The following is a 26,833-nucleotide window of genomic DNA, read 5'->3' as shown; positions in this document are numbered from 1 at the left end:
TTTTGATATGTATTTTATGGGTTATGGATATCCGTAAATACATATTTATTATAATGATAGATTTGAAACGTACTATTGTTAATCTGTTTTTAAAGAAGATATTATGGATATTGAAAAATTTAAAATTGATTTAAAAATTTTTAAAATTGACCAAAACTTTTATGAATTAAGAGATAAAACTTACGATGAAATTATTGAAAAAATCCAAGAAAATCATTTAAAGAAATTAAGACATAAATTTAAAAATTTAGAGATAGCAATAGTAAATCCTGAAATTACTTCTCTAAAAGATGAAGGTTTTGATTTCAGAGCCTACTGTTTTAGGCAACCAAAAGAAAAGTTTTATCTAAAAGTTTTTCTTCCTGATGAACTTACTAAAAAGCAAAATTTTGACATTGTAGAGTTTTCATATGTATTATTCATAAAGTATAAAACCGAAATTTATTGTGTAATAAGTGGTAGTGGTATTAATGTTATTAAAAAATATTTGCATCCAACTTTCGGGATTGAGATATATCAAAGAATAGCTAATCCAACTAATGACAATATAATTGAGTTGTATGTAAGAAGTATAGCAAACAACATCTCTTCTAAAAAGGAAACATTTAATTTAAATCAAACTATTTCTGAAACTCTCCTATATTCAGATATTCCAACGAAAATTAAATTAAAAGTTAGGGATGAATTGAAAATAAAAGAATTTAAAAAATATGATTTAGATAAAAATTTAGCAATAATGGAAGTAGGCGCCTATTTTTATTTAAGAAACAAAATTGATTTTGAAGAACTAAAAGAATTGATTATTGACTTAAATAATATTTATGAAAAAAAGACCCCTAAACAACTTACTTTATTTAATAAAGTTAATGATGTAAATATTGTACGAAAGCTAGATGATAAATTATTAAATTTAATTATTGATGATGTACAATTGCATAATGATCCTTCTCGAGTTCGACAAGCATTAAATGATATCATTGAAGTTGTTCACCCTTCTAAACTTGAAAAATTTTATGAATGTGACAAATTTTTAATACGATTCAAATTTTCCAGAGGAAAAAAAGATTTAGAAATTTTTAATAGATCTGATTTATATTATTCTTCAACAAAATATATTTTTGAGAGCTTAGAAAGTATAGTGGATAGGTTTAAGATAAAGGAAAATATTATTGCATTAAATATTGTAGGGTATATTAATAGAAGAGAAGTAACTTATGGTAGTTTATTTTCCCATGTGACAGCAGAAATGGATTTTGAGTCAAAAAAGTATTTTAAAATTGATGGTCATTGGTATGTTTTAGAGGACGAATTTTTAAGCATTATGAATGAAGATGCGAAAGAATACTATGCTAAGTATGTTTTAAAGCAAGGATTATTAACAAGTTGGATTGATGGCGATGATGAAGATAGCTATAATAAAAGCTATTATGATTTAGACAATTATTATGTCTTAGATAAGGTAATAAAAGAAAATATTGAACTTTGTGATGTATTAGCAATTGATGATAATGTAGCATATTTTATACATGTGAAGAATGGTTTTAATACTAAAATGAGAGATTTATACATTCAAGTAATTCTTGCAGCAAAACGATTGTCCAATGATCTAAAAAATACAAAAGGAGTTAGTTATCTTAAAAAAACTTTGAAAGAATATAATAAACGAAATCCTCAAAAGGAAATTGATATTGAGGATTTTATAAAGAAGATTAAGGATAAAGATTTGACTATTAATTTTGTAATGGCTTTCAAAAACAATCATTATAAAAGTTATAAAGTACTAGATCGTATTGATAAGTGTAAATCAAATATTGCAAAATATTCTTTAGTTCAAGTTGTGAAAGAAATGCAACAATTCAATTTTAATATTAATTTAATTGATGTTTCAGATTTATAAAGGAATCTAACGTATTCTGTAAAACCAACTCTCAAGTTTTCTACTCTAACGATAATTTTGTGTGAGCACATTATGGCTTTTGTAACATCTATCGAGGGTTCGAATCCCCTCCTTTCTGCTTTTAAAACCGCAATTTCATAAATTGAAATTGCGGTTTTTTTGTTTTAAAGATTTTATATATTTGACCTTGAAGTTTCAAAATTTAGATTGCTTTATGAGCATTTTTACAAAGCATTAAGTACTAAAAAGCAATGATACATACAGCAATTGCCGGTTATATAATTATTATCATAAATTTTTTGTTTTCGTATAAAGGTTTTAATGATAAAGTCTTTTATGATAAATACAAGTTTAAAGTTGATAAAATACTGATTAACAAAGAATATTACAGACTTATTTCGTCATCATTCCTTCATATTGATTGGCAGCATTTATGTTTTAATATGCTCAGTTTATATTTCTTTTTTGGGCTAGTTGAGGCGCAATTAGGAATTCCACAATTCTTGATACTTTATTTTGCGAGCATGATCGGAGGAGATTTACTGGCACTATTCATTCACAGAAATCATGGAGATTACAGTGCGGTGGGTGCGTCTGGCGCGGTTTGCGGAATTATCTTTGCATCAATTGCCTTATTTCCAGGGATTGGAATTGTGCTGTTTTTTGTAGTATCAATTCCGGCATGGCTTTACGGGATTTTATATGTTGCTTATGCAATTTACGGCATCAAGTCTCAACGTGAAAATATCGGTCATGAAGCACATCTTGGAGGCGCTTTGATTGGAATGTTGACGGCAATTGCACTTTATCCTTCAGCTTTAAAAGAAAACTACATTACGATTTTAGTGATTTCTATTCCTTGTATTGTCTTTATATATTTGATTGTTACTAGACCTCATTTTCTTTTAATTGATAATTATTTCTTTAAGTCAAAAACAAAATATTATTCGATTGATCATAAATACAATGAGCAAAAAAAGAACAAACAGGAAGAATTAGACAGATTGCTTGATAAGATTGGAAAAAATGGAATTGGCAGTTTGACTAAAAAGGAAAAACAAAGGCTCGAAGAACTTTCGGGTAAAAAATGATTGGATTTTGTTGAGTATCGATTTACAGCTCGTAACGGTATTCTGGAAACAAAATGTTCTAGTCAGCCCCGATAGAAGCGGCATCCTTTTATGGCGGGGTTCGCCGTAAAAGATACAGCGAATAGCGGGACTAGACGCACTTTTGAAAATGAAATTTACTGCTGCCTGAAAATAAAAACATAAAATCTATAGCCTTAGCTCGTGATTGCTGAAAATAGATTTTGTAATCATTTTATTAAAGAAATTATTATATATTTGGCGACAGTGTTTTATAAAATAATTAATGGATTTACCTCCTTATTCGCCAGGTCTGCATAAACTGGTTACCCTAAATGTCGACGAAATTTCGAAGCTCACAAACAGCAGTGGTTTTGTTGCGGTTACCAATTCTATTTTAGAAAAGTATGAACTTGAGAAGGTTGGAGTAGTAGTGCACGATTTTGAAAACAGCAGTTTTACGATTTCGTTCTGCCTCAAAGAATCTCATATTTGCATACACACCTGGCCAGAATACCAGCAGCTTACTTTGGATGTTTATTTGTGCAATTATCTTCAGGATAATTCGCATAAAGTTCGTGCGGTCATGGCCGAATATGTTGCTTATTTTGAAGGGAAAATTATAAAAGATTTTGAAATTAACCGATAACTATGAAGATTCCTTGTTACAGTTGTAAGACCGAAACCGAGTTGGAAGTTGGTTTTGATGTCGTAAATTTTGCCTGTCCAAGCTGTCAGACTTTATATACAGTTGGCCCAGATGGGAGATTTTACAAAAAATCACAGTACAATACCAAGAACAATGATTTTGCGCTACAACTTGGAGATGTAGGCCTTCTGAAAGGAAGTGAATACAGAGTAGTTGGAATTCTGCGAAAGAATGTGCATCCTGATTATTCTTGGTCAGAATTTATATTGCAGAATGATGCTAAAGAATTTCTGTATCTTTCGCTTTCAGACGGACATTGGATTTTGCTGTCTCAAATGGACGAAATTTTTAATGTACAAAGTCATCCTGAAGTTTTAGAATACGAGAATAAGCAATATGATATTTTTGAAGATTCGGACGCTACGATTATAAATGCTCAAGGTTTTTTTGATTTTGATTTGACAAATCATAAAAAGATGCATCTTGTAGAATATATCAGGCCTCCGTATATGATTTCTGTAGAAAAGGCAAATGGATCTGAAACGGCTTTTTATGGCGAATATGTTAAAAAAGAAGTCATTAAAAAGGCTTTTAAAAAGAGTTATGTGCCGTATCAGGTTGGTGTAAATATGATTCAGCCTGCGAAGTTTAATGTAAGGAATACAGGAATTATCTTTTGTTTTTTTGCTTTGCTGATACTGACTGTTAATTGGTATGTTTACAAAGATCAGGCGGAGAAGAATGTTTTTTCGAAAACAATCAAATTCAGCGAATTCAATAATAAAGATTTTACAACCGATTCTTTTGTGCTTGAAGGAGCTTCGGCGCCAATGACAGTAAGAGTTTCTACAGGGGTAGACAATTCTTGGGCAAATGTAAATATGGCGCTTATTAATGAAGACACTAGCGAAGAAATCTACGCGAGCAAAGATATAGAATACTATCACGGAAATACTGACGGCGAATCGTGGACAGAAGGAAACGCATCAGAAAAATTTAATATCTGCGGTGTAAAGGCAGGCAAATATCATTTTGTGATTACTCCCGCAAAAGCTCCAGAAGACAAAACGAATGCAGAAATGCAAGTGAGCGCCGTATGGAGTCAGCCATCTAACCGAAACCTTTGGTTTGTAATTATTTTTATGGGGATTATTTTTTTCATTATCCGTTATTTCACTATGAATTTTGAGAATAGACGATGGGCAGACAGTTCTTACTCGGATTAATAATTAAAGATTTGGAATGAAAAATTTTTCTGATTTTATAGCTCATAATCGTTCAGCCTTTTTTGTAGGCTTATTTTGCTTTGGAATTTACATGTATTTTACGCTGGCCGGAAACAGAATCTGTGACTGCGAAACGACCGAAAAATACAGAACAACTCCTAGCGCAAGAAGATCAACAATATCAAGTCATCATTTTTATCATAAATAAAAAACAGTAGCAATATGGAATTAATTCACGCTCAGCCAATAGTAAATTCTATTATTTATTCTCTTTTAGGGATTGTAATTCTATTAATCGGTTATTTTATAATCGAAAAATTGACTCCAGAAAATACTTGGAAAGAAGTTGTAGAAAAAAATAATGTTGCTGTTGCGATAGTCTTGGCAGCATTTATCATTGGAATTTCAATGATTATTAGTGCCGCAATTCATGGGTAAAAAGTTTTTGCGGTTTGAATTTCTTTTACTTTTCGCCGTATTTATAATTGCTACCTGTGGTTTAATTTACGAGCTTGTTGCAGGAACGCTGGCCAGTTATTTGTTGGGCGATTCGGTAAAACAGTTTTCGTTTATTATCGGTGTGTACCTGTTTTCTATGGGTATTGGTTCGTTTTTTTCAAAGTTTTTTCACAAAAACCTGCTCAATACTTTTGTAGAAATCGAAATTTTGGTCGGACTCATCGGCGGTTTGAGTTCGGTAGTTTTGTTTCTGCTGTTCGAAAATGTTGGTTCATTCCAGTTGATATTATATTTATTTGTCTTTGTAACAGGTTTTTTGGTCGGGCTTGAAATTCCGATTTTAATGAATATTCTAAAAGACAGGGTTGAGTTTAAAGACTTGGTGTCAAATGTTTTTACATTTGATTATATCGGGGCTTTGCTGGCTTCTATTTTGTTTCCGTTGGTTTTGGTTCCGAAACTCGGCATAATGGGAACCTCGCTTTTCTTCGGAATGATTAACGTAAGCATTGCGATTGTCTTGTGTTTTTTATTGGAGAAAGAATTAAAAAATGTTTATTTCTTAAAGACAAAAGCCGTTCTGTCTTTTATAATTTTGCTTGGGACTTTTATTTTCTCAGATTCGATTCTGGCTTATTCAGAAGGCAAATTGTACGGAGAAAATATTATTTATACCAACTCAACTCCTTATCAGCGTATCGTTTTAACGCATAATAAAAGTGATTACAGGCTTTATTTGAACAATAACCTACAATTTAGTTCTGCAGATGAATATCGTTATCATGAGGCTCTGGTGCATCCGGTAATGTCGATTGCTAAAAATGCTAGAAATATTTTGGTTTTGGGAGGAGGAGACGGTCTCGCCGTGCGCGAAATCCTAAAATACAAGGAAGTTCAAAAAATAACTTTGGTCGACTTAGACGAAGGAATGACCAAATTGTTTAAAACCAATAAAGTATTGATCGATTTTAACCAAAATTCGCTCAATAATCCAAAGGTAAAAGTCATTAATACGGATGCTTATATTTGGGCAAAAGGCTGTAAAGAAAAATTTGATGCCATCATAATCGACTTTCCTGATCCATCCAATTACAGTTTGGGGAAATTGTATTCTCTGAATTTTTATCAAACCATCAAAACCATTCTGCAGCCCGATGCAGCGATTGTTATACAAACCACTTCGCCTTATTTTGCGCCCAAATCTTTTTGGTGCATCAATAAAACGGTAATGCAGGTTTTTCCGCAAGTAGATGCGTATCATGCTTATGTGCCTTCGTTTGGCGAATGGGGTTATACGATTGCCATAAATGGTTTTGGAACGACTTTTAATGCCATAAACAGAAAAGCTGACGGATTGAGATTTTATAATTATCAGTTCGATCGTTTTAATTATTTTACGAATGATATGATTTCAAACCAAATCGAAATCAATCGTTTAGACAACCAGATTTTAGTACGTTATTTTGATGAAGAGTGGGGAAGACTGCAATAAATCTAGAAGGAATTTTATAAAAGGAGTTGGCGCTTCTTTGCTTCTGATTCCGTTTCTGCAGTTTTGTTCTGATAAAATTGCGGTGCTGATGATTCGTTTATCCGGAACAAAACACCTTCTCGGTCATCGTTTATGGATTAAAGATTTTCCGGAACCATCCCAAAAAATCCAAATTCCGTATCTGATTGTTGGTGGCGGAATTTCGGGTTTAAGTGCTGCACGCCAATTTCATAAAAAAGGAATTTCAGATTTTTTGATGGTAGAATTAGAAAATCATCTGGGGGGAAATTCTTCTAATGGAGAAAACAAATATTCCAAATATCCGCTTGGTGCGCATTATTTGCCATTGCCGAATTTTCAGGACAAAGAACTGCTTCGTTTTCTGGAAGAAGAAAAAATCATTACCGCTTACGATTCTCAGGGTTTCCCGGTTTTTGATGAACTTCAGCTTTCATTTGCACCCGACGAACGGTTGTTTTATAAAAACAGCTGGCAAGAAGGCGTGGTTCCAAAAGTGGGAAATACGATTGCTCAGGATTTAGAATTTGCTCGTTTTTTTAAACTGATGGACAGCTTTCGCGAAAGCAAAGGAAATGATGGGAAGTATTTGTTCGATATTCCGCTTTACCTTTCGTCTTCAGACCTTCAGACCAGAAATCTGGATAAAATTACAATGAAGGAATGGTTTGAAACAAATAATTTTAAAGCCGAACCACTATTTAATTACATTGATTATTGCTGTAAAGATGATTTTGGTTTGGGAATCGAATATGTTTCGGCTTGGGCGGGAGTTCATTATTTTGCGGGAAGAAAGCAGAATGCATCTTCAGACAAAAAAGACAGCGTTTTGACATGGCCCGAAGGAAATGCTAGACTCGCCTCTCATCTTAAAAAATACACCGAAGAGAAAACCCTTAAAAATCATTTGGTTTACGAAGTAAAAGTTGAAAACGACAAAGTTATCGTCAAAGCTTTTGATGATGCTAAAAAGGTTTCTGTAGAAATTACCGCTGACAAAGTTATTATGACAACGCCACAATTTGTAAATCAGTATCTGATTAAAGACAGAAAAACGTTTACCAAAGATTTTCATTATACGCCTTGGCTTTTGGCAACGCTCACCGTAAATGATTTATTTGATAATTTTAGTTTTCCGCTTTCGTGGGACAATGTAATTTATGATGCAAAAGGTTTAGGATATATCTACAATCAGCATCAGACTTTAAATCAGGTTCAGGATAAAAAAGTGATTACGTATTACTATAGTTTTTCGTCTTCCGATTTAAAGAAAACCAGAAAAGAGCTGTATAAAAAAGATAAAGAATACTGGAAACAGTTTGTTTTGAACGATTTAAAAGTAGCGCATCCGGATATTGAAGAATATACAGAAGACATCGAAGTGTTTTTATTAGGACACGGAATGATTTCGCCTGCGCCGGGATTTATTTTTGGAGAATCAAAAAAACAGGCAAAGCAAAATATTCAGAATTCGATTTATTTTGCGCACACTGATTTATCAGGAATTTCGATTTTTGAAGAAGCTTTTCATCAGGGAATTAATGTTGTAAACGAAATTGTAGATGGAACAAGCCTGGATTCATAAACCCAAAACCGATTTAGCTTTTATAATTGGTCCGTCATTTTTTGTATTGGCGATTATCTTTATTTTTCAGGATTATATTACTCAGATTGAAGAGCATTATTCTTTTTACACTTGGCTTTTCCTGATTGTTTTTATTGATGTAGCACATGTTTATGCGACATTATTCAAAACCTATTTTGTTGCAGATGAATTTCAAAAACAGAAAAGAAGATTGATTCTGTTGCCGCTTTTTTGTTTCGTAACAGGAATAATTCTTTTCTCTTTCGGAAGTTTGGTTTTTTGGTCGTTTCTGGCTTATGTGGCTGTTTTTCATTTTATCAGACAGCAGTACGGTTTTATGAGATTGTACGCCAGAAAAGAAACAAAAACCAAAATTTCAGTTTGGATTGATAATTTGGTGATTTATGCTTCGACTGTATATCCGATGTTGTATTGGTTTTTTTCGTCTAAGCGAAAGTTTAACTGGTTTGTCGAAAATGAATTTTTTAGGTTTGAAAACCAAAGAATTCTCGAAATCCTGTTTTGGATTTATATTGGGATTTTGATTTTGTATGTCGTTTATACGGCTGTAAAATCAATACAGAATCGGTTTTTTAATATTCCGAAAAATAGCATTATTCTAGGAACTGCTTTGTCTTGGTATTTTGGAATTGTCTATTTTAACAACGATTTGATTTTTACTTTATTGAATGTCGTTTCGCATGGAATTCCGTACATGGCTTTGGTTTATTTTAAAGAAATTGATGGGAAATCGGAATCAGAATTAGGAAGTCTGTCTTTTTTAAAACAATACAAAGGACTTTTGATTTATATCGGGATTTTGCTTTTGATTGCTTTTTCGGAAGAATTTCTTTGGGAGTTTTTTGTTTGGAATGAAAATATCACAATAAGCAGTTTTGATTTTTCGAGCTGGCAGATTTTGTTGGTTCCGTTGTTGAGCGTTCCGCAGTTTACGCATTATTTGTTGGACGGGTTTATTTGGAAGTCTAAGAAGTAAATATTTCTCTTTTAAGGTTTGAAGAAATATTTTTAAATTTGAATATGAAAAGACAGTTTATATTTTTCAGTGTCCTTTTTCTATTTCTTTCTTGTACTAAAAAAGAAAAGATAGATACATTTCCTTTTGATGAATTTGTTTTTGCTAGTGAAGCTTTGCATTCTGTTTTTTGTATAAAATTCACAAAGAGTGACACTGTTTATTATCACAGAATATTTCCTGAACCTGTAGAAAATTCTTATGCCGTTATTAATCTTGAAGAGAAAGGAGAATTGAACAAATTACTTCGGGAAACAAATTTTGAAAAATTCGATACGGTTTATGCAAATCATGTTATTGAAGATGCACAAACATATCTTATAAATATTTCGAATCTAGGGAAAAGAAAATCTATATATCTATACGCTGGAGAAGCTCCAAAAGAATTGGATAGATTTATAAAATCTCTAGGCGAAATCAAGGGTAAGTTACATTTTATACCAACTAATAAAAAGGTAGATTTTGGAGATTTGAAATCGATTTTGCCTGCTCCGCCTCCTCCAATGCCTGTTAAAAAGGTTAATTGAAAACGAAAACATCTAATCTAGCCCCGATAGGAACGGTATCCTTTTGTTCTGGGGTTCAGAACAAAAGATATAGTGGATAGCGGGACTAAACGTACTTTTGAAAACGGGTTTTTCTGCTTCTAAAAATGTAAAAATTTAATTCTGCAAAGCGATTTTGACCTTCGGCATCATTCTGTCTACAAACCTGCTGTAGGCTAGTTTAGAAGGATGTAAGCCATCGTTTGCTACAAGATCTGAGTTTTCGAGCCCTTGGCGCGTAATGTCTGTAATGTTTACAAATGTAATTTGATTGTTGGTGCAGTAATTTTCTGCAAAGGAGTTGTATTTGTCTATTTCTGCAGAAATTGTGGCGCTCTGATTTCCGGCTAGAGCTTTTCCGTATGGCGTGTAGGCATAATCGGGAATAGAAACTACCACGACATTTTTTCGGTCACCTTTGGCCAGCATAATTGCTTTGTTGACCAATTCTGGAAATTCTTTTTCGTAAACTGAAAAGTTTCTATGCTGATATTGATTGTTAACGCCAATTAGAAGCGTTACCAAATCATAATTGGATTCGGGTTGTTGAGATTCGATTGCCGAAAGTAAATTGGATGTTGTCCAGCCTGTTGTAGCGATTATTTTGAGCGAAATGGTACTGGAATACATTGCGTTTAAACTTGCTCTTAACTGTTCTGGAAAACGACAGGTTTCGCAGACGCTTTGACCAATAGTATAACTGTCGCCTAAAGCTAAATAATTTATAGAGCTCGCTATAGGAAGATCTGGTGTTGTTGGCGGATTTACAACGGGTGGAGTAGTTGTAATGGGATTTGAGGTTTCGTCTGAACTACAGCTCAAAAGAAATCCTGAAAGTATAACGATAACTATTTGTCTAAGATCTGGTTTCATAATTTGTTTAAATTTTGAGGACGCTTTAAACAAATAGTTACGTTAAATATATGATTTTGGATTTTTATACCATTTCGGTTTTCAAAAGAATTTCTTCTTCGATGGCATTCCAAAGGCCGATGCGTTTTTCTAGAGCAAGAATAGAAACTTCTTCTACTTCTTTCCATTTTTGCGCATCGTCTTCGCATAATTCTATAATCATCGTCATTGCCATTGGACCGTGTTCGTCGGCATCTAGTTCGATATGTCTTTCAAAATAGTATAGTAATTTTGCCAAATTGGTTTCCGGAAGATTCTTCTGGAAGTTTTTCAGAATTTCGGTAAACATGCTCGGAATCAAATCTTCTCTTCCGAAAGTAAAAGCAGCAGCAATTTCGTGTGGTTTTCCTTCTTCGATTACTCTGAAAGTAAAGTCTAAGAAAGCTTTCACATTTGGATGCATTGAGCTTTGTTTGATGGCAACAAATATATTTTGAAGCGAATGTACTTCTGATAAAAAACTTAAGATTCCTGTTGTATTGGCGCCACAGTCTTCCATGGCTTCCAGATACATTTCGTAGTGGCTTTGTCTTCTTCCGTCTATAGTTAAATCGGTTTCTTCTGCCAATACAATTTCATTAATTAAATATCGTGTTTGTGGATTTTTTGTAGCAAACCAAGGTGTTGTTGTACAAGTAAGTTTGGCTTGTAAAGCTTTTAAAAGTGACATAAAATCCCAAACGGCAAAAACGTGAGTTTCTAGGAAACTATGCAAATCGTCTATACTTTGGATTTTGTTGTATAAAGAGTGGTTTAAAAGTTGGTCTTTTTGAGGTTGGATGCTTTTGTTTATCGCTTCGATATTCATTTTTAAAAAAATTTTGGTGCAAAGATAAAAAGCTTCTCCATTTAGAAGAAGCTTTTCGCATTGATTTTGTGTATATTTTAATAGTAGGTGTTTATTTAAATGCTGGAATTCCAGTCACATCCATTCCTGTTATGAGTAAATGTATGTCGTGAGTTCCTTCATAAGTAATTACACTTTCTAAGTTCATCATGTGGCGCATAATTGAGTATTCGCCAGTGATTCCCATGCCTCCGAGCATTTGTCTCGCTTCACGCGCAATGTTGATTGCCATGTTTACGTTGTTGCGTTTTGCCATCGAAATTTGAGCAGTTGTTGCTTTTCCTTCGTTTCTTAAAACGCCTAGACGCCAAGTTAATAATTGTGCTTTAGTGATTTCGGTAATCATTTCTGCCAGTTTTTTCTGCTGCAATTGTGTTCCTCCAATCGCTTTTCCGAACTGAATTCTCTCTTTAGAGTAACGCAAAGCAGTATCGTAACAATCCATTGCAGCTCCAATTGCGCCCCAAGCAATTCCGTAACGAGCAGAATCTAAGCATCCAAGTGGCGCGCCAAGACCCGATTTATTAGGTAAAAGGTTTTCTTTAGGAACTTTTACGTTATCAAAAATTAATTCTCCAGTTGCAGAGGCACGAAGCGACCATTTATTATGAGTTTCAGGCGTAGAGAAACCTTCCATTCCTCTTTCTACAATCAAACCATGAATTCTTCCTTCTTCATTTTTGGCCCAAACAATCGCAATATCAGCAAAAGGCGCATTCGAAATCCACATTTTGGCACCATTTAAAAGATAATGATCGCCCATGTCTTTAAAATTGGTAATCATGCTTCCAGGATCAGAACCGTGATCTGGCTCTGTTAAACCAAAACATCCGATATATTCTCCTGTAGCAAGCTTTGGGAGATATTTCATTCGTTGTTCTTCATTTCCATATTTCCAAATCGGATACATTACCAAGGAAGATTGAACAGAAGAAGTGGATCGAACTCCTGAATCACCTCTTTCGATTTCCTGCATAATAAGTCCGTACGAAATTTGGTCTAGTCCGGCACCGCCATATTCTACAGGAATATAGGGACCAAACCCTCCAATTTCTCCAAGACCTTTTATGATTTGTTTTGGAAATTCGGCTTTTTGGGCATATTCTTCTATAATAGGAGAAACTTCTCTCTTAACCCACGCACGCGCTGACTCGCGAACCAATTTGTGTTCGTCTGTTAGTAAATCGTCTAGGTTGTAGTAATCTGGAGCTTGAAATAAATCTGGTTTCATCTTTTTGTTTTTTAACAAAACAAATTTAAGTAATAAAAATATAACAATTACAAGTTAAATTGTTATATTTATCCTCCCCAAAATAATATTTAATAGGATTTTGGCAAATTAATTGTAGTTTATTGATAATATATGAACTATTTTTGAATACCAAAAACACGCTAAATGAGGCTGAGAATCTCTTTTATATTTTTATTACTATTCTATACCTGTTTTGCTCAGAATAAAAGGCAATTTACTGAACAAGAGTACATAGCCTTGCAGAATAAAATTCGTTTTAGTATGAATGGTAATTTTGACGAAGGGCTGCAATACGTAAATCAGTTGGAGAATTCTACTGATAATAAGCACTTGACCTTCGCAAACGGAGCAGCTTCTCATTTATATCAACTAAAAGGAAATATCGCCCAATCGGATCAGAAGTATGCATTGGCTATGAAATATTTAGCAAAGATGCCCGATTCTAATGAAAAAACAGAACTTCATTCTTATTTGCTTAATTTCAGAGGTTTAGCCGAGTGGAAAAGGCATAATTACAGCAAGGCGCTTACCAATTATCAGGAAGGAATTAAATTATCTACAAAGATTGGAGATATTATTCAGGTAATAAAATTTAAAGGCAATATTGCGCTTTTAAATGAAAGTGTCGGCAATTACCAGCTGTCGATTAAAATTCTGAAACAGAATGATATTTTTCTAGATAAAAATCAGAACCTCTACGGAAGTGAGCAGTATCAGAATGCAAAAAGCAACCTGTATACCAATCTCGGAAATTCGTACGAAGGTTTTTATATGAAAAACCGAGACAAGGCCTATTTGCTAGACTCTGCAGAGTATTATTATAAAAAAGCGATTACGTATTCAGAAAAATTTATCGATAACAAGATTACCTCTAAGCTAAGTCTTGGAAACGTGTATTTGATGAAAAGCGATTATCAGAATGCTGAAAAAATCTATTTTGATATTGCATTGTATGCGAAACAGAACAATGATCAGTTTTATTACCAAATCGCTAACTATAATTTAGGAGACTTATATTATTCGACAAAAAAGTACGATAAAGCATTGGTCTTTCTCAAGAAGGTAGATTCAATTTCGCAGAAAAACAAGCTACTAGACGATAGTTATTTTAGGTCAAATTACATTCAGGCAAAGATTTATAATATAAAAAATGAGCCTGAACTGGCGTACAAACATTCTAAAATTTATCTTGATTCCTACGAAAAATACGAAGGAAATCTTAGAGATCAAACCCTTGAAGTTAATTACAAACTGGGTGTTGCTGATTTGAGTGAAGAGATGTTAACCATTCAGGAAAAATATCGATATGATGTTTTTTGGAATAAAGCATTAAAAATATTTTATGTTGTATTGGTGGTTGGAATTGTGTTTTTCTTAATCAAAAACATACGGGATAAAAACAAGGCACATAAAAAAATGAATGCCTTAATTGAAGAGTTTAAAGCGAATCTGGAGAAAAAAGAGCAAGAACAGATTCTTGTTCAGCCAGTTGAAAATGTAGAGTTGGAAGACGAAATTCATGCCAAGAAAGAAAATGTCAATTTAAGTATTGATGAGGCCAAAGAAAATAAAATAGTAGAAAAACTGCTAGCCCTTGAAGAAAAATTGGAATACCTAAATGCCGATTTTACATTGGCATATGCTGCTAAGAAAATTAAAACAAATACAACATATTTGTCTTATGTTGTCAATAAAAGATTTGGCAAATCGTTTGGAGAATACACCAACGAATTGAAGATTAATTATGTTATCAATCAGATGATTACAAATCATTTGTATAGAAAATATTCAACCCAGGCTATTGCCGAAAGTGTTGGTTTTAAGAATGCCGTTTCTTTTGCCAAATCATTTCGCAAAAGAACTGGAGTATCTCCAGCTCAATTTGCGAATAATATTTAGGATTGATTTAATGAATTAACCATTTCCACCACCACCACCTGCTTTTTTTGGATCAGAATCATCTCCGTCGCCGCCTCTTATCGCTTTTTGCTGGTTTTTAGTTATTTGTACTTTTTCGAATTCTTCAAATTTTGATTTGTTTGTTTTCATAACTTTTAATTTTTTGGATTAATTTTCTATTAATTGAGTTTGTTAATTAGTTATCCGTTTCCGCCTCCGCCTCCTGCTTTTTTTGGGTCAGAAGGATCTATTCCATCACCGCCTCTTACAGTTTTCTGTTGGTTTTTTGTAATTTTTTGTGCTTCAAAATCGTTGAAGTTTGATTCCATTTTTTTCATGATTTTTTATTTTAATGAATAAGTTTTCAAATAGGATTTTTAGAAAAATCTGATAATAAGCGAGATTTTATCGAGACGAATTTTTTAGACATTTCCGGCACCGCCACCACCTTTACTTGGGTTCGGAAGATCAGTATCTCCATCACCACCTCTAATAATTTTTTGCTCGTTTTTTGATAATTTTTCGGTATTAAAATCGTCGAATTTCAGACTTGTTTTTTTCATGTTTTGAAGTATTAGGATTATTGTTTATTCAAAACTAGAGAAAAAGGAAAACCATTAGTCGAAAATGGCTTTTGAGGACATTGAAGCGACAGGAAGTTGATTTAAGTATCTGTTTTACAGTGTTTTGTATGAGTGTTAATGACTGGTATAATTTATAAATTGTATGTGGTATAATTCATAAAATGTGTGCTTACCGACATTTTTTTTCAATAAAATCAACAATATTTGCAGTGTAATTATGAATTAAAACGGTCAAAAGTTATGTTGAAACTTGTCCAAAAATTTCTTCAGATAAATAAGTATTCAGATATAAAAGATGAGTTTAAGGATTTGTTCCTTTCGCATCCAAATTATCCGAGCTTATTTGCAATTACAGATTCGTTCGATTTGCTGTCTGTTGAAAATGCTGCAGTAAGAGTTTCGAAAGAACAGATAGTTGATTTGCCGTCGAATTTTTTGGCTTATTTTAAAGATGAATTGGTCTTGGTTGAAAAGGCTAAAAATTTTGTCCGAATTCATACTTCAAAAAAAAGCAATCTAAAAACCTCATATGAAAAATTCCTTTTAGATTGGAATGGTGTGATTGTGGCGATTGAACCAAATAATGTGATTGCAAGAGAAAACCTAAAGGCAGAATACAGCTGGATGAAATATTTTCTGCCTCTGCTTCTGATAAGTGGTTTGTCTTTTTTCTATAATGAATATGAATTATTCAGCACTACGTTCTTAATTACCTCTGTGATAGGGTTTATTTTCAGCATTTTTATAGTTCAGGAAAAATGGGGTGTAAAAAATACTGTAATATCAAAATTTTGCGAGCGCGGTTCTAATTCGTCTTGTCAATCGGTTATCAATTTTAAAGATGATGTCGAAAACAGCTGGGTTAGTTTTTCAGATTTACCATTGCTTTTCTTTGGTTCTAGCTTAATTGCAATTTTGATACAGCCATTAAATTCTGCGGTATTTGTAGGTTTTTTGAGTCTTTTATCTATTCCGATTATCGTTTTGTCTGTATGGATTCAGAAATTTGAAATTCAGAAATGGTGCATAATGTGTCTTGCGGTTTCATTCTTGATTATGAGCCAAAGTATTATTTGGTTTTCATCAGACTTATTTACACTCGATTTTGGTCTTGCTACTGTTTTTCCGTTTCTGTTCTCTCTGCTTTTACTGATTCCGATTTGGGCTTCTGTAAAAGGAATGATAAAAAGTATGTTGCAGAACGAAACTTCATTAAAAGATCTTAAGAAATTTAAAAGAAATTATTCCCTTTTGACCTTTTTGTCTAAAAAAGTACAGCATTTAAAAGGAATTGAAGAATTAAGAGGTTTGAATTTTGGAAATAGAAATGCCGTTGTCAAGTTAACAGTTATTATTAGTCCAAGTTGTGGGCATTGTCATAAAACATTTCAGGAAGCATTTGATTTGGTGCTGAAATTTCCGGATAAGATATTTTTAAGTGTTTTATTCAATATTAATCCTGAAAATGCCGATAATCCTTATAAGGCGGTAGTAGAAAGGTTATTGGCTATAAACAGAGCTACACCAGGAAAAATTGTTGAGGCAATTTCGGATTGGCATATTAAAAAAATGAGTCTGAAAAGATGGTTAAAAAAATGGCAGGTTGAAAACATCAGTATGATGATCAATCAGGAAATTAATAAACAATATGAGTGGTGTTCTAAAAATGATTTTAACTATACACCAGTGAAAATTGTTAACGAAAAATTATTTCCGAACGAATATGAACTAAATGAATTGAAATACTTTTTGAACGATTATATCGAGGAAAAAGAAACAATTCTAGAAAAGATTGCCTAGTCGTTATAAGAAATTCCTACGCAGGAAATGATATCGATAAATTAAATTATTATGTTAAAGAAAATTTTGAATCTGGAAAGCGCTCAGAAAATCACAAAAACTGAGCAGAAAAAAATTCAGGGAGGCATTCCTGAGTGTTGGGTATATGCGATAGAAGCAGGCTGTGTTTTGATACCTGCAGGTGGTATCTGCCCATTAGATACATATTCAGGCATTTGCGAAACAAACCGCTTATGCTGCTAGTTTAGAAAATTACTTAGAAGTAATATACAATAAAGCCTTTTTAAAATTTAGTCATGTTTTTTTTAATTCGTAGGCGCTTAATCGTGGAACATTAAGCAATTTATCCCAACATTGATGATTGGTGTCGGGATTCTCAGGATAAGTGGTCACTAGGTCAGTTTTATTTCGTTAGGACTGATCAAGTGCCATCTCCTAGAGAAATTGGTATTACTAATAATTTTATTACATAAACCTTTTTTAATAGAGAGAAAAATTTATTTTTCTCTCTATTTTTTTATGAAATAAACAGCTACATTTAGCATTACAATTTTATTTGATAAACGGTATTTACAATTGAAAAAATTCACTCATTACAAACAGGCAGATCATAAAGATTGTGGACCGACCTGTTTGAAAATTATAGCCAAACATTACGGGAGGACGATTCATATTCAGGATTTAAGAGACGCGAGCGAAACGACCCGTGAAGGAAGCAATTTGCTTTTTTTGAGCGATGCCGCCGAAAAAATTGGTTTTAGGACTCTTGGCGTAAAATTAAGTCTGGAAAGACTAAAGGAAGCACCGTTGCCGTGTATTCTGCATTGGAATAAAAATCATTATGTTGTACTTTATAAAATAAAAAAAGACATTTATTACATTTCAGATCCAGGTTTCGGCCTTATTGAATATAATAAAGAAGATTTTCTAAAATTCTGGATTGGAAACAATGCAGATGATGCCACAGAAGAAGGAATTGCCTTATTGCTAGAAGCGACACCAAAATTTTTTCAAACCGAATTTGATAGAGAAGAGAATAAAGGACTTGGTTTTAGACTGCTGTCGCAATATGTCCTTCGGTACAAATCATTTTTAATACAGCTTGCGATTGGTTTAATGGCGAGCAGTTTATTGATGATGATTGCTCCTTTTCTAACTCAGAGCATTGTCGATGTTGGAATACAGAATCAAAATCTGTATTTTGTTTATTTGATCCTTTTCGCACAACTCTTTCTCTTTGTGGGAAAAACAGGTCTGGAACTTATCAGAAGTTGGATTTTACTGCATCTTTCAACACGGATTAATATTTCGCTTATCTCAGATTTCTTCATTAAGCTAATGAGTCTTCCGATTTCTTTTTTTGATGTTCGAATGACGGGCGATATCATGCAGCGCATCAATGATCATAGAAGAATCGAAAAAATACTCACCACTTCGTCTCTAAACGTTTTTTTCTCGATAATAAATATGTTTGTTTTAGGAGGTGTTCTAGCGTATTTTAATCTAAAGATATTTTTGATATTTTTTATTGGAAGCTTCTTTTATTTCGGATGGATTTTCTTATTCTTAAAACGCAGAGAAGTACTCGATTACAAACGTTTTTCAGAGATTTCGCAAGAACAAAGCAAGGTAATGGAGTTGATTAACGGAATGCAGGAAATCAAGCTTCATAACGCCGAAAAACAAAAACGTTGGGGGTGGGAATATGTTCAGGCAAGACTCTTCAGGGTTTCTATAAAAGGGCTGATCTTGGAACAGACACAAACCACCGGATCTTCGGTCATTAATGAGCTCAAGAATATCTTTATTATATTTTTATCTGCAAAATTAGTGATAGACGGTTCCATTACATTTGGAATGATGTTGGCCGTTAGTTCTATTGTTGGAAGTTTAAACGGTCCTATAAGCCAATTGATTGATTTTGTGAGAGAACTTCAGGACGCAAAGATTTCGTTGGCAAGATTGTCTGAAATTCATGAAAAGGAAGATGAAACAGAACAGGAAATGCATCAGACCAATGATGTTCCTTTTGATGCAGACATTCAAGTAAAAAATATGACTTATCGTTATTTAGGCTCTGATATTCCCGTTTTGGATAATCTTAATTTGCTTATTCCGGCTAAAAAAATAACGGCTATTGTAGGAACCAGCGGCAGCGGTAAGACAACTTTGATGAAACTGCTTCTTAAGTTTTATGAGCCTGAAAAGGGCGAAATTACAGTCGGAAACTCGCAGTTAAAAAATATTTCGCAAAAGGCTTGGCGTTCTCATGTTGGCGCGGTTATGCAGGAGGGTTTTATTTTTAATGATACGATTGCCAACAATATTGCTTTTGGCGTTGACAAAATTGATAAAAAAAGGCTGGTTTATGCAGCAGATGTAGCCAATATAAAAGAATATATAAGCGAATTGCCTTTGGGATACAATACGAAAATCGGATCGGAAGGATTGGGAATGAGCACGGGACAAAAACAACGATTGCATATTGCAAGGGCGGTTTATAAAAATCCAGAAATACTTTTCTTCGATGAGGCAACGTCTGCTTTAGATGCCAATAATGAAAATGAGATCATGAAAAAACTGGATGTTTTCTTTAAGGATAAAACTGTAATTGTAATTGCGCATCGTTTAAGCACGGTTATGAATGCTGATCAGATTGTGGTTTTGGATAAAGGAAAAATCATCGAAATAGGAAACCACAATTCGCTCGTACAGCAGAAAGGAAGTTATTTTGAACTAGTTAAAAATCAATTGCAACTTGGAAATTAAATCATGACAGAAGAGACATTCGAACTAAGAAGCGAGGAAGTACAAGATATTCTCACCAAAGTACCACACTGGATGATCAGATGGGGCACTGTTTTGATTTTTGCAATCATCGTAATGCTGTTTTTTATTTCCTGGTTTATAAAATTTCCCGATGTTGTAAATACAGAAATCGTCATTACAACCAATATTCCGCCAGAGAAAATCGTTTCTAAATCATCTGGACGAATTGAAGCTATTTTGATAAAGAATAAAGCAGTCGTTTCTAAAAACACTGCACTTGCCATAATTGAAAACACGGCAAATTACAAAGATGTTTTTCTGCTAAAAAGCATTGTTGAAAATTATAATGTCAATAATCCATCAAAAGATTTTCCGTTTTTAAAACTCAAAAATGCACAGTTAGGTGAAATTGAAAGTGCCTATGCAGTGTTTCAAAAAGACTATCAAGCGCAACAGCTGAATAATGAACTCCATCCTTTTGAGGTAGAAAGCAGAGCCCAGAGCTCGGAAAAAATTCAATTGAAGGAAAGGCTGGATATTTTACAACAGCAAAAATTGATCAATGAAAGCGAATTACAGCTTCAGAAGAATGAAATTGCCCGTTTTGAAACTCTTTTTAACAAAGGCATCATTTCTGCTCAGGAAATGGAAGCGAAAAAACTTAGTTTCCTGCAAGCGCAAAAGAGCTATAAGAATCTTTTAACCTCGATTTCTCAATTAAAGTCTTCACTTATAGATAATACAAAATTGAGCCGTAATTCGGAGATAAGCGGCACTAAAGAGGAAGTTAATCTCGGACGCAACACGGCGCAGTCTTTTTATCAGCTCAAAAAGGTCATCAAAGACTGGGAAATGGCTTATGCCTTAAAATCTTCTATCAGTGGTGTGGTTACTTTTTTGCAGGTTTGGAACGAAAATCAGACTATAAATGTGGGAGATAATGTTTTTTCGATTATTCCGGATGCGAAAAACGGATATATTGGAAAGGTAAAAGCGCCAGCATTGAATTCAGGAAAAATAAAAGTAGGGCAAACTGTAAACATACGATTGGCGAATTTTCCGGATCGTGAGTTCGGCGTTTTAAAAGGAAAAATAAAGAACATTTCGCTCATTCCAGATAAAGACGGCAATTTGTTGCTCGATGTTGCACTTCCAAACGGATTACAGACTTCTTATCATAAACAAATTGTTTTTCAGCAGGAAATGAAAGGAAGGGCAGAGATCATTACTGAAGATTTACGATTGATCGAAAGAATATTATATCAATTCAAAAGCATATTTGAACAAGTTTAAAAAATGACTAGAAACTATTAATTAACTTAAAGACTGATTTTTTGATGAAAAATATCTGCTAATCCTGAGTTTTTTTGTCAAAAATGGAAAATAATCTAAATGGAATCTTTGTCAATGTTTTTAACTTTGACAAAGCTGTTTTTTTACATTTTCAAATAAAAATCTTTAGTCAATTCAATGTATTCAGGAGTATAGACATGTCTGTCGATTTCGATAATTAGTTCATTAATTTCGATTTCGGAAATTTGATTTCGGCTAAAAGCCAACAAACTGCGTTTGATTTCTGATTTTGGAGTTCCTTTTACACGAGTAATTTTTAAAGGGTATAATTCGGCTTCTTTTGCTAAAGCAATAAATTTCTCTTCTTCTTTAAAAGGAAGGATTATTGCTAAGATTCCATTTTCAGAAAGTAATAAATCGGCGGCTTCAACAATTTCTTCAAAAGGCATAGCATCCTGAAATCGTGCTAAATCGCGCTGTTCATTTTCGGTTTTATAATCTTCGACATAAAAAGGAGGATTCGAAACAATCAAGTCGTATTCGTCTTCTGGTTCTTCTATGAATTCATCTAAACCAGCATGAAAGCAAAATAACCGATCTCCCCAAGGAGAGTTTTCAAAATTTTCTACAGCCTGCTCGTAAGCGTCTTCATCAATCTCAAGAGCATCAATTTGTTCAGCATGACTTCTCTGTGCCAACATCAAAGCGATAATTCCGGTTCCGGCGCCAATATCCAAAACAGTAAAGGGATTATGATGAATAGGAGCCCAAGCGCCCAATAGAACACCGTCTGTGCCAACTTTCATTGCTGTTTTATCTTGTTTTACAGAAAATTGCTTAAACTTAAACATAAATATAAAATTCCAATTTTTTTTTAAATTCCAAATTCCAATCAGAGCAGAAATTCCAAGATGAAAATTCCAAATTCCAATTGAAGCGAATAATTTTGTAGAACTGTAAAAGTAAGATTAAATATTAATTCAAGGCTTAGAAGTTTTGGTAATTATGACAGAAAGGATTTTTCGTAATTCCTCAATTTCAAGTAATAAAGATTCTGAAAGTTCTTTTTGATCTGGATTTAGATCGTTTAATAACTGAAGCCAAAATTTTGATTCTTTTGCTTCTTTTCTAGCAATTCTTAATCGGAATAGCAAATCTTTCTATCCTAATTTTTCATTTGCTTCAATGTAGTTTGCACCAACTGATCCCGAAGATCTGATAAGTTGCTTCACATCTTCAATATTGGAAACAGTTTTTGGAAGTGGAAGTGTTTTAATATAGATTTGACATTGCTTGGCAAAAAGAAAAGTTCTTTGTTCCAAATTATATGGTTTAGTCATAGATTTAATTTTCAATTTGTGAAAAGTAAATAAAAAAAGTAAGTTTTTTCTTTCTTTAAAATGAAAATGTTTTCAATTATAAATTCTCAAGAATTGGAATTTTCTAGCTTGGAATTTGGAATTTAAAAAAAAATGGAATTTTAACTTAAAGGTACATCTCAATAAGACCTTCAGGAAGATCCATGATGACTTTTTTGTTTTCACGATCAATTTTTACTAGGAATTGATCGATCATCGGAACTAAAATTTCTACTTCACCATTTAAAACTTCAAAAAGCGGCTGGGCAGAAGAGTCATTAATAGAAGTAATTTTTCCAAAAACACCTATACGTTTGTCTTCGATTTCGAAACCAATAACTTCGTGATAGTAGAATTTGTTACCTGTAAGTTTTGGTAACATAGATAAAGGAAGATAAATGCTATTTCCAACAAGAGCATCAGCATCTTCTTCGGTATTTACATCTTCAAAACGAACTCTAAGAAAGTCGTTTTTGTGTAAAGAGGAAGTCTCAATAAAAAAAGGAACCAAGTGTTTGTTGTGTTCAACAAACACTGATTCCAGATTTTCGTATAACTCAGGTTCGTCTGTGTCTAAATAGATCAGAACTTCACCTTTGAAACTAAATTTTTTAGCGATTTTACCTAAATAAAAACATTCTTCTTTACGCATTATCGCTAAGTAAAATTATGCTTCAGTTGTTTCGTTATTCTCTTCAGCAGCAGGAGCTTCTTCGGCAACTTCTTCTGTAGCCTCAGCAGCTTGTGCAGCGGCAACAGCTTCAGCTTGTGCAGCAGCAGCATCAGCAACACGTTTAGCGTTTACTTCTTTTTCTGCTTTTAAAGCTTTTGCTTTAGCATCAGCTTGTGCTTTAGATAAACCATCTTTTTTAGCATCAACTTTTCCAGCTTTAGCCTCTAACCAAGCTGCTAATTTAGCATCTGCTTGTTCTTGAGTTAAAGCTCCTTTACGGATACCTCCATCTAGGTGGTGTTTCAATAAAGCACCTTTGTAAGAAAGGATAGCTCTTGCAGTATCAGTTGGTTGTGCACCATTGTGCAACCATTTAACTGCGCTGTCAAGGTCTAATTCAACAGTTGCTGGGTTAGTGTTTGGATTGTAAGTACCGATTTTCTCTAAGTATCTACCATCTCTTTTTGAGCGTGCATCTGCAGCTACTACCCAGTAAAAAGGTTTTCCTTTTTTACCGTGTCTTTGTAATCTAATTTTTACTGACATAATCTAGTGATTAAATTTTGAGGTTCTCGACCTCTGTTAATTAAGGGCGCAAAGATATAATTTTTTTCTGAATTTCTCGTCTAAACAATTATTTATTGCAAATGGATTAGTTTTTAATAAAAAAACTAATCATAGTTTCAAGTTCCAAAAACTTGAAACCTGAAACAAAATGAACTAATTATACATTCGCAGCTAACCAGTCACCAACTTCTTTAGTGCCGTATGCTTTGCCTCCATTGGCTAAATCTTCTGTAACTATTCCAGCTTCTAAAGCTTTGTTAACAGCGTCTCTCATTGCTTTTCCTTCTTCCATCAATCCGAAGTTTTCGAACATCATAGCAGCAGATAAAATAGTAGCCATTGGGTTAGCTATGTTTAATCCAGTTGCTTGTGGATATGACCCGTGAATAGGTTCAAACAAAGATACTTCAGCTCCCATAGATGCAGAAGGCATTAATCCCATTGAACCAGAAATTACAGAAGCTTCATCTGTTAAGATATCCCCAAATAAGTTTTCAGTAATCAATACATCATAAGAATTCGGCCACTGTACCAAACGCATAGCAACTGCATCAACAAATTCGTAGCTCACTTCAACCTCTGGATAGTCTTTTTCCATTGCTTGAACGGTTTCTCTCCATAAACGAGAGGTTTCTAAAACGTTAGCTTTATCAACGCAACATAGTTTTTTAGAACGTGTCATTGCTAATTCGAAACCTTTTTTAGCTAAACGTTGCACTTCTGCTCTTGTATAAACGCAGTTGTCGTAAGCTGTATCTCCGTTGTCTTTTCTTCCTTTTTCACCAAAGTAAATTCCACCTGTTAGTTCTCTTAAGAAAACTAAATCAGTTCCTTCTATTCTTTCCCTTTTTAGCGGCGATTTATCCAATAAAGATGGGAATGTAAAAGTTGGTCTTACGTTTGCAAACAAACCTAATGCTTTACGCATTTTTAATAAACCTTGTTCTGGACGTACTGGTGCAGAAGGATCGTTATCGTATTTTGGGTGTCCAATTGCACCAAAAAGAACAGCATCAGCATTTTTGCAAACTTCATGTGTTGAATCTGGATAAGGTTCTCCAACTGCATCAATCGCAGCTGCTCCAGTTAAAGCTGGTTTCCAAGTGATTTCATGTCCAAATTTTTTCGCAATAGCATCAGATACTTTTACAGCTTCATTTATTACTTCTGGTCCGATTCCGTCTCCGGCTAAAAGGGCTATGTTTAATTTCATTCTATATTTTTTTAAAAGGTTCTAAGTTTCAGAGGTACAAAGGTTCAAAGCTGTTGGGATGAAAACTTTGCTTTTTAGCCTTTGTCCCTTTGTGCCTCTGAACCTTTGTATCTATATTAAGTTATAATGTTAAGCATTTTTTGTGTCGCAATAATCGCTGCAACGGTTTGGTCAGAATCTAATCCGCGGGTTTTGAATTCTTTTCCGTTGTTTACCCATGTAATAATGGTTTCGCACAACGCATCAGAACTACTTCCTGGGGGGATTCTCACAGCATAGTCAATCAGTTTAGGAAGCGTAAGTTTTTTGCTTTTGTAAATTTTGGATAAAGCATTCATAAAAGCATCAAACTGACCGTCTCCTTGTGCATTTTCTTCGATTATTTCTCCGTTTAAGTTTAAAGATAAAGTCGTAGATGGTCGCATCCCCTTAGAATGAACCAGCATATACGATACGATGGTGATTTTTTCTTCGTAAGTATGACTATCCAAAACATCTGAAATAATGTATGGAAGATCTTCTTTCGTAACGGTTTCTTTTTTGTCGCCCAATTCAATAATTCTTTGGGTAACCAATTTCAAATCTTCGTTGTTTAGTTTTAAACCTAATTCCTGAAGATTTTTTTCGATATTGGCTTTTCCTGAAGTTTTTCCAAGAGCATATTTACGTTTTCTTCCAAAGCGTTCCGGAAGTAAATCATTAAAATATAAATTGTTTTTATTATCTCCATCAGCATGAATTCCTGCGGTTTGTGTAAAAACATTATCGCCAACAATTGGTTTATTGGCTGGAATTCTATATCCGGTAAATGTTTCAACCAATTTACTTACAGAATATAAAGAGGTTTCTTTTATGTTAATGCTAACTTCTGGCAAATAATCGTTTATAACTGCAACAGTACTTTCTAATGGCGCATTTCCGGCACGTTCTCCCATTCCGTTTACCGTTACGTGAAGTCCGTTGATTCCGGCTTTTATAGCTTCCATAACATTAGCAACGCTTAAATCGTAATCGTTATGAGCATGAAAATCAAAATGAATTTGTGGATATTTTGCTCTGATTTTTGATATAAATTCAAAAGTCAAAGACGGAATTAAAACGCCTAAAGTATCAGGAAGCAAAACTCTTTTAATTGGCTGTGTAGCTAAGAAATCCAAAAACTGAAAAACATATTCTGGAGAATTTCGCATTCCGTTGCTCCAGTCTTCCAGATAAACATTGGTTTCAATATTATTTTCTTTGGCTAAAGCAATGATTTGAGCAATCTCAGAAAAATGCTGTTCTGGCGTTTTTTTCAATTGATGTGTCAAGTGATTCATTGAGCCTTTGGTCAATAAATTCTGGACTTTGGCACCTGCTTTTTTCATCCAGTCGATGGAAACACCTCCGTCTACAAATGTCAGGACTTCGATTCTGTTAATGTAGCCGCGTTCTTCAGCCCATGAAGTGATGCCTTTTACGGCTTGAAATTCTCCTTCGCTCACGCGTGCAGAAGCAATTTCGATTCTATCAATATTTAATTCCTCCAACAACAATTGCGCAATGGTTAGTTTTTCTGCAGCAGAAAATGAAACTCCTGAGGTTTGTTCACCATCACGAAGCGTCGTATCCATTATTTCAATTTTTCTTTTTTCCATTATGTTGTTTGCTTTTAATAATAAGCGTAATGTT

Annotated in this window: 27 protein-coding genes; 14 read left to right on the top strand and 13 right to left on the bottom strand. The window is 33.7% G+C overall.

All coding sequences use genetic code 11. The annotated features are described in order from the left end of the window. Positions 1 to 103 precede the first annotated feature (103 nt). The 10 genes from ACFFLS_RS16470 (at position 104) to ACFFLS_RS16425 (ending at position 9,977) form a co-directional block, all read left to right on the top strand. Positions 104 to 1,897: a TIGR04141 family sporadically distributed protein gene (locus tag ACFFLS_RS16470; protein ID WP_379684408.1), complete on the top strand. Its 1,794-nt coding sequence runs from the start codon at positions 104 to 106 to the stop codon at positions 1,895 to 1,897. Between the two features lie 251 nt (positions 1,898 to 2,148). Then, positions 2,149 to 2,988 (top strand): rhomboid family intramembrane serine protease, encoded by an 840-nt coding sequence (locus tag ACFFLS_RS16465; protein WP_379684409.1) that lies wholly within the window; start codon positions 2,149 to 2,151, stop codon positions 2,986 to 2,988. A 283-nt stretch (positions 2,989 to 3,271) separates the two neighbouring features. Continuing rightward, entirely contained in the window at positions 3,272 to 3,634 is a 363-nt protein-coding gene (locus tag ACFFLS_RS16460; protein ID WP_379684410.1) for an S-adenosylmethionine decarboxylase family protein, read from the top strand. A gap of 2 nt (positions 3,635 to 3,636) precedes the next feature. Further along, positions 3,637 to 4,860 carry a DUF4178 domain-containing protein gene (locus ACFFLS_RS16455; RefSeq protein ID WP_379684411.1) on the top strand — a complete coding sequence of 408 codons (1,224 nt, stop codon included), beginning with the start codon at positions 3,637 to 3,639 and terminating at the stop codon, positions 4,858 to 4,860. A gap of 16 nt (positions 4,861 to 4,876) precedes the next feature. Continuing rightward, positions 4,877 to 5,068 (top strand): hypothetical protein, encoded by a 192-nt coding sequence (locus ACFFLS_RS16450; protein WP_379684412.1) that lies wholly within the window; start codon positions 4,877 to 4,879, stop codon positions 5,066 to 5,068. Positions 5,069 to 5,082: 14 nt separating this feature from the next. After that, positions 5,083 to 5,298, top strand: a complete 216-nt coding sequence (locus tag ACFFLS_RS16445) for a DUF350 domain-containing protein (RefSeq protein WP_223707051.1) — start codon at positions 5,083 to 5,085, stop codon at positions 5,296 to 5,298. After that, on the top strand, positions 5,291 to 6,811 hold the full coding sequence (locus ACFFLS_RS16440) for a polyamine aminopropyltransferase (protein ID WP_379689541.1): 1,521 nt from the start codon (positions 5,291 to 5,293) through the stop codon (positions 6,809 to 6,811). The genes ACFFLS_RS16445 and ACFFLS_RS16440 overlap by 8 nt, the downstream gene beginning before the upstream one ends. Continuing rightward, positions 6,786 to 8,414: an NAD(P)/FAD-dependent oxidoreductase gene (locus ACFFLS_RS16435; RefSeq protein ID WP_379684414.1), complete on the top strand. Its 1,629-nt coding sequence runs from the start codon at positions 6,786 to 6,788 to the stop codon at positions 8,412 to 8,414. Before ACFFLS_RS16440 ends, ACFFLS_RS16435 begins: the two co-directional genes overlap by 26 nt. Beyond that, positions 8,392 to 9,411 (top strand): hypothetical protein, encoded by a 1,020-nt coding sequence (locus tag ACFFLS_RS16430; protein ID WP_379684415.1) that lies wholly within the window; start codon positions 8,392 to 8,394, stop codon positions 9,409 to 9,411. The genes ACFFLS_RS16435 and ACFFLS_RS16430 overlap by 23 nt, the downstream gene beginning before the upstream one ends. 44 nt (positions 9,412 to 9,455) lie before the next feature. Beyond that, a complete protein-coding gene (locus ACFFLS_RS16425; protein WP_379684416.1) occupies positions 9,456 to 9,977 on the top strand; it encodes a DUF6438 domain-containing protein in 522 nt (173 codons plus the stop codon). Positions 9,978 to 10,112: 135 nt separating this feature from the next. Here the strand turns inward: ACFFLS_RS16425 and ACFFLS_RS16420 are convergent, their stop codons facing one another. The 3 genes from ACFFLS_RS16420 to ACFFLS_RS16410 all read right to left on the bottom strand — a co-directional run bounded on the left by ACFFLS_RS16420 (position 10,113) and on the right by ACFFLS_RS16410 (position 12,985). Then, the gene (locus ACFFLS_RS16420) at positions 10,113 to 10,868 is read right to left on the bottom strand and encodes an SGNH/GDSL hydrolase family protein (protein WP_379684417.1); all 756 of its coding nucleotides are present in this window, start codon (positions 10,866 to 10,868) and stop codon (positions 10,113 to 10,115) included. A gap of 64 nt (positions 10,869 to 10,932) precedes the next feature. Continuing rightward, on the bottom strand, positions 10,933 to 11,715 hold the full coding sequence (locus ACFFLS_RS16415) for a DUF3050 domain-containing protein (protein ID WP_379684418.1): 783 nt from the start codon (positions 11,713 to 11,715) through the stop codon (positions 10,933 to 10,935). Between the two features lie 91 nt (positions 11,716 to 11,806). Further along, positions 11,807 to 12,985 (bottom strand): acyl-CoA dehydrogenase family protein, encoded by a 1,179-nt coding sequence (locus ACFFLS_RS16410; protein ID WP_379684419.1) that lies wholly within the window; start codon positions 12,983 to 12,985, stop codon positions 11,807 to 11,809. Between the two features lie 165 nt (positions 12,986 to 13,150). On the opposite strand from ACFFLS_RS16410, the gene ACFFLS_RS16405 reads away from it, so the two are divergent. Continuing rightward, positions 13,151 to 14,905: a helix-turn-helix domain-containing protein gene (locus ACFFLS_RS16405; RefSeq protein WP_379684420.1), complete on the top strand. Its 1,755-nt coding sequence runs from the start codon at positions 13,151 to 13,153 to the stop codon at positions 14,903 to 14,905. Between the two features lie 15 nt (positions 14,906 to 14,920). Here ACFFLS_RS16405 and ACFFLS_RS16400 read toward each other — a convergent pair whose 3' ends face one another. The 3 genes from ACFFLS_RS16400 to ACFFLS_RS16390 form a co-directional block, all read right to left on the bottom strand. After that, on the bottom strand, positions 14,921 to 15,055 hold the full coding sequence (locus ACFFLS_RS16400; protein ID WP_379684421.1) for an rSAM-modified peptide: 135 nt from the start codon (positions 15,053 to 15,055) through the stop codon (positions 14,921 to 14,923). Between the two features lie 50 nt (positions 15,056 to 15,105). Then, positions 15,106 to 15,243 (bottom strand): rSAM-modified peptide, encoded by a 138-nt coding sequence (locus ACFFLS_RS16395; RefSeq protein ID WP_379684422.1) that lies wholly within the window; start codon positions 15,241 to 15,243, stop codon positions 15,106 to 15,108. A gap of 84 nt (positions 15,244 to 15,327) precedes the next feature. Next, the gene (locus tag ACFFLS_RS16390) at positions 15,328 to 15,468 is read right to left on the bottom strand and encodes an rSAM-modified peptide (RefSeq protein WP_379684423.1); all 141 of its coding nucleotides are present in this window, start codon (positions 15,466 to 15,468) and stop codon (positions 15,328 to 15,330) included. A gap of 261 nt (positions 15,469 to 15,729) precedes the next feature. Here ACFFLS_RS16390 and ACFFLS_RS16385 point away from each other — a divergent pair, with 261 nt between their 5' ends. The 3 genes from ACFFLS_RS16385 (at position 15,730) to ACFFLS_RS16375 (ending at position 21,351) form a co-directional block, all read left to right on the top strand. After that, positions 15,730 to 17,289 carry a vitamin K epoxide reductase family protein gene (locus tag ACFFLS_RS16385; RefSeq protein ID WP_379684424.1) on the top strand — a complete coding sequence of 520 codons (1,560 nt, stop codon included), beginning with the start codon at positions 15,730 to 15,732 and terminating at the stop codon, positions 17,287 to 17,289. 576 nt (positions 17,290 to 17,865) lie between these two features. Continuing rightward, positions 17,866 to 20,058, top strand: a complete 2,193-nt coding sequence (locus ACFFLS_RS16380; protein ID WP_379684425.1) for a peptidase domain-containing ABC transporter — start codon at positions 17,866 to 17,868, stop codon at positions 20,056 to 20,058. Positions 20,059 to 20,061: 3 nt separating this feature from the next. Then, the gene (locus ACFFLS_RS16375; RefSeq protein WP_379684426.1) at positions 20,062 to 21,351 is read left to right on the top strand and encodes an HlyD family secretion protein; all 1,290 of its coding nucleotides are present in this window, start codon (positions 20,062 to 20,064) and stop codon (positions 21,349 to 21,351) included. A 143-nt stretch (positions 21,352 to 21,494) separates the two neighbouring features. On the opposite strand, the gene ACFFLS_RS16370 is transcribed toward ACFFLS_RS16375, so the two are convergent. The 7 genes from ACFFLS_RS16370 to ACFFLS_RS16340 all read right to left on the bottom strand — a co-directional run bounded on the left by ACFFLS_RS16370 (position 21,495) and on the right by ACFFLS_RS16340 (position 26,799). Then, positions 21,495 to 22,202, bottom strand: coding sequence for a tRNA1(Val) (adenine(37)-N6)-methyltransferase (locus ACFFLS_RS16370; protein WP_379684427.1), 708 nt, complete (start codon positions 22,200 to 22,202; stop codon positions 21,495 to 21,497). A gap of 129 nt (positions 22,203 to 22,331) precedes the next feature. Further along, on the bottom strand, positions 22,332 to 22,505 hold the full coding sequence (locus ACFFLS_RS16365; RefSeq protein WP_379684428.1) for a four helix bundle protein: 174 nt from the start codon (positions 22,503 to 22,505) through the stop codon (positions 22,332 to 22,334). A 6-nt stretch (positions 22,506 to 22,511) separates the two neighbouring features. Beyond that, complete coding sequence (locus ACFFLS_RS16360) at positions 22,512 to 22,691, bottom strand: four helix bundle protein (protein WP_379684429.1); 180 nt, start codon at positions 22,689 to 22,691, stop codon at positions 22,512 to 22,514. 145 nt (positions 22,692 to 22,836) lie between these two features. Further along, the gene (gene rimM / locus ACFFLS_RS16355) at positions 22,837 to 23,361 is read right to left on the bottom strand and encodes a ribosome maturation factor RimM (protein ID WP_379684430.1); all 525 of its coding nucleotides are present in this window, start codon (positions 23,359 to 23,361) and stop codon (positions 22,837 to 22,839) included. A gap of 15 nt (positions 23,362 to 23,376) precedes the next feature. Continuing rightward, positions 23,377 to 23,928 carry a 30S ribosomal protein S16 gene (locus tag ACFFLS_RS16350; protein WP_379684431.1) on the bottom strand — a complete coding sequence of 184 codons (552 nt, stop codon included), beginning with the start codon at positions 23,926 to 23,928 and terminating at the stop codon, positions 23,377 to 23,379. Positions 23,929 to 24,106: 178 nt separating this feature from the next. After that, positions 24,107 to 25,162 carry a 3-isopropylmalate dehydrogenase gene (leuB, locus tag ACFFLS_RS16345; RefSeq protein ID WP_379684432.1) on the bottom strand — a complete coding sequence of 352 codons (1,056 nt, stop codon included), beginning with the start codon at positions 25,160 to 25,162 and terminating at the stop codon, positions 24,107 to 24,109. Between the two features lie 116 nt (positions 25,163 to 25,278). Continuing rightward, on the bottom strand, positions 25,279 to 26,799 hold the full coding sequence (locus ACFFLS_RS16340; protein ID WP_379684433.1) for a hydroxymethylglutaryl-CoA lyase-like TIM-barrel protein: 1,521 nt from the start codon (positions 26,797 to 26,799) through the stop codon (positions 25,279 to 25,281). Between the last annotated feature and the right edge of the window lie 34 nt (positions 26,800 to 26,833).

Source organism: Flavobacterium procerum (genome assembly GCF_042431625.1).
In the GTDB taxonomy this organism is placed as follows: Bacteria; Bacteroidota; Bacteroidia; order Flavobacteriales; family Flavobacteriaceae; genus Flavobacterium; species Flavobacterium procerum.
Note: the sequence above shows the minus strand (reverse complement) of the source record. Positions and strands in the feature narration are given on the sequence as shown.

What these genes read in the sequence shown, in the direction of transcription:
- ACFFLS_RS16340 (WP_379684433.1), bottom strand. Translation starts at nt 26,799, where the DNA reads ATGGAAAAAAGAAAAATTGAAATAATGGATACGACGCTTCGTGATGGT.
- ACFFLS_RS16410 (WP_379684419.1), bottom strand. Translation starts at nt 12,985, where the DNA reads ATGAAACCAGATTTATTTCAAGCTCCAGATTACTACAACCTAGACGAT.
- rimM (WP_379684430.1), bottom strand. Translation starts at nt 23,361, where the DNA reads ATGCGTAAAGAAGAATGTTTTTATTTAGGTAAAATCGCTAAAAAATTT.
- ACFFLS_RS16390 (WP_379684423.1), bottom strand. Translation starts at nt 15,468, where the DNA reads ATGAAAAAAACAAGTCTGAAATTCGACGATTTTAATACCGAAAAATTA.
- ACFFLS_RS16465 (WP_379684409.1), top strand. Translation starts at nt 2,149, where the DNA reads ATGATACATACAGCAATTGCCGGTTATATAATTATTATCATAAATTTT.
- ACFFLS_RS16370 (WP_379684427.1), bottom strand. Translation starts at nt 22,202, where the DNA reads ATGTTTAAGTTTAAGCAATTTTCTGTAAAACAAGATAAAACAGCAATG.
- ACFFLS_RS16350 (WP_379684431.1), bottom strand. Translation starts at nt 23,928, where the DNA reads ATGTCAGTAAAAATTAGATTACAAAGACACGGTAAAAAAGGAAAACCT.
- ACFFLS_RS16415 (WP_379684418.1), bottom strand. Translation starts at nt 11,715, where the DNA reads ATGAATATCGAAGCGATAAACAAAAGCATCCAACCTCAAAAAGACCAA.
- leuB (WP_379684432.1), bottom strand. Translation starts at nt 25,162, where the DNA reads ATGAAATTAAACATAGCCCTTTTAGCCGGAGACGGAATCGGACCAGAA.
- ACFFLS_RS16435 (WP_379684414.1), top strand. Translation starts at nt 6,786, where the DNA reads ATGAAGAGTGGGGAAGACTGCAATAAATCTAGAAGGAATTTTATAAAA.
- ACFFLS_RS16425 (WP_379684416.1), top strand. Translation starts at nt 9,456, where the DNA reads ATGAAAAGACAGTTTATATTTTTCAGTGTCCTTTTTCTATTTCTTTCT.
- ACFFLS_RS16385 (WP_379684424.1), top strand. Translation starts at nt 15,730, where the DNA reads ATGTTGAAACTTGTCCAAAAATTTCTTCAGATAAATAAGTATTCAGAT.
- ACFFLS_RS16405 (WP_379684420.1), top strand. Translation starts at nt 13,151, where the DNA reads ATGAGGCTGAGAATCTCTTTTATATTTTTATTACTATTCTATACCTGT.
- ACFFLS_RS16470 (WP_379684408.1), top strand. Translation starts at nt 104, where the DNA reads ATGGATATTGAAAAATTTAAAATTGATTTAAAAATTTTTAAAATTGAC.
- ACFFLS_RS16375 (WP_379684426.1), top strand. Translation starts at nt 20,062, where the DNA reads ATGACAGAAGAGACATTCGAACTAAGAAGCGAGGAAGTACAAGATATT.
- ACFFLS_RS16440 (WP_379689541.1), top strand. Translation starts at nt 5,291, where the DNA reads ATGGGTAAAAAGTTTTTGCGGTTTGAATTTCTTTTACTTTTCGCCGTA.
- ACFFLS_RS16400 (WP_379684421.1), bottom strand. Translation starts at nt 15,055, where the DNA reads ATGAAAACAAACAAATCAAAATTTGAAGAATTCGAAAAAGTACAAATA.
- ACFFLS_RS16360 (WP_379684429.1), bottom strand. Translation starts at nt 22,691, where the DNA reads ATGACTAAACCATATAATTTGGAACAAAGAACTTTTCTTTTTGCCAAG.
- ACFFLS_RS16455 (WP_379684411.1), top strand. Translation starts at nt 3,637, where the DNA reads ATGAAGATTCCTTGTTACAGTTGTAAGACCGAAACCGAGTTGGAAGTT.
- ACFFLS_RS16420 (WP_379684417.1), bottom strand. Translation starts at nt 10,868, where the DNA reads ATGAAACCAGATCTTAGACAAATAGTTATCGTTATACTTTCAGGATTT.
- ACFFLS_RS16460 (WP_379684410.1), top strand. Translation starts at nt 3,272, where the DNA reads ATGGATTTACCTCCTTATTCGCCAGGTCTGCATAAACTGGTTACCCTA.
- ACFFLS_RS16450 (WP_379684412.1), top strand. Translation starts at nt 4,877, where the DNA reads ATGAAAAATTTTTCTGATTTTATAGCTCATAATCGTTCAGCCTTTTTT.
- ACFFLS_RS16445 (WP_223707051.1), top strand. Translation starts at nt 5,083, where the DNA reads ATGGAATTAATTCACGCTCAGCCAATAGTAAATTCTATTATTTATTCT.
- ACFFLS_RS16395 (WP_379684422.1), bottom strand. Translation starts at nt 15,243, where the DNA reads ATGAAAAAAATGGAATCAAACTTCAACGATTTTGAAGCACAAAAAATT.
- ACFFLS_RS16430 (WP_379684415.1), top strand. Translation starts at nt 8,392, where the DNA reads ATGGAACAAGCCTGGATTCATAAACCCAAAACCGATTTAGCTTTTATA.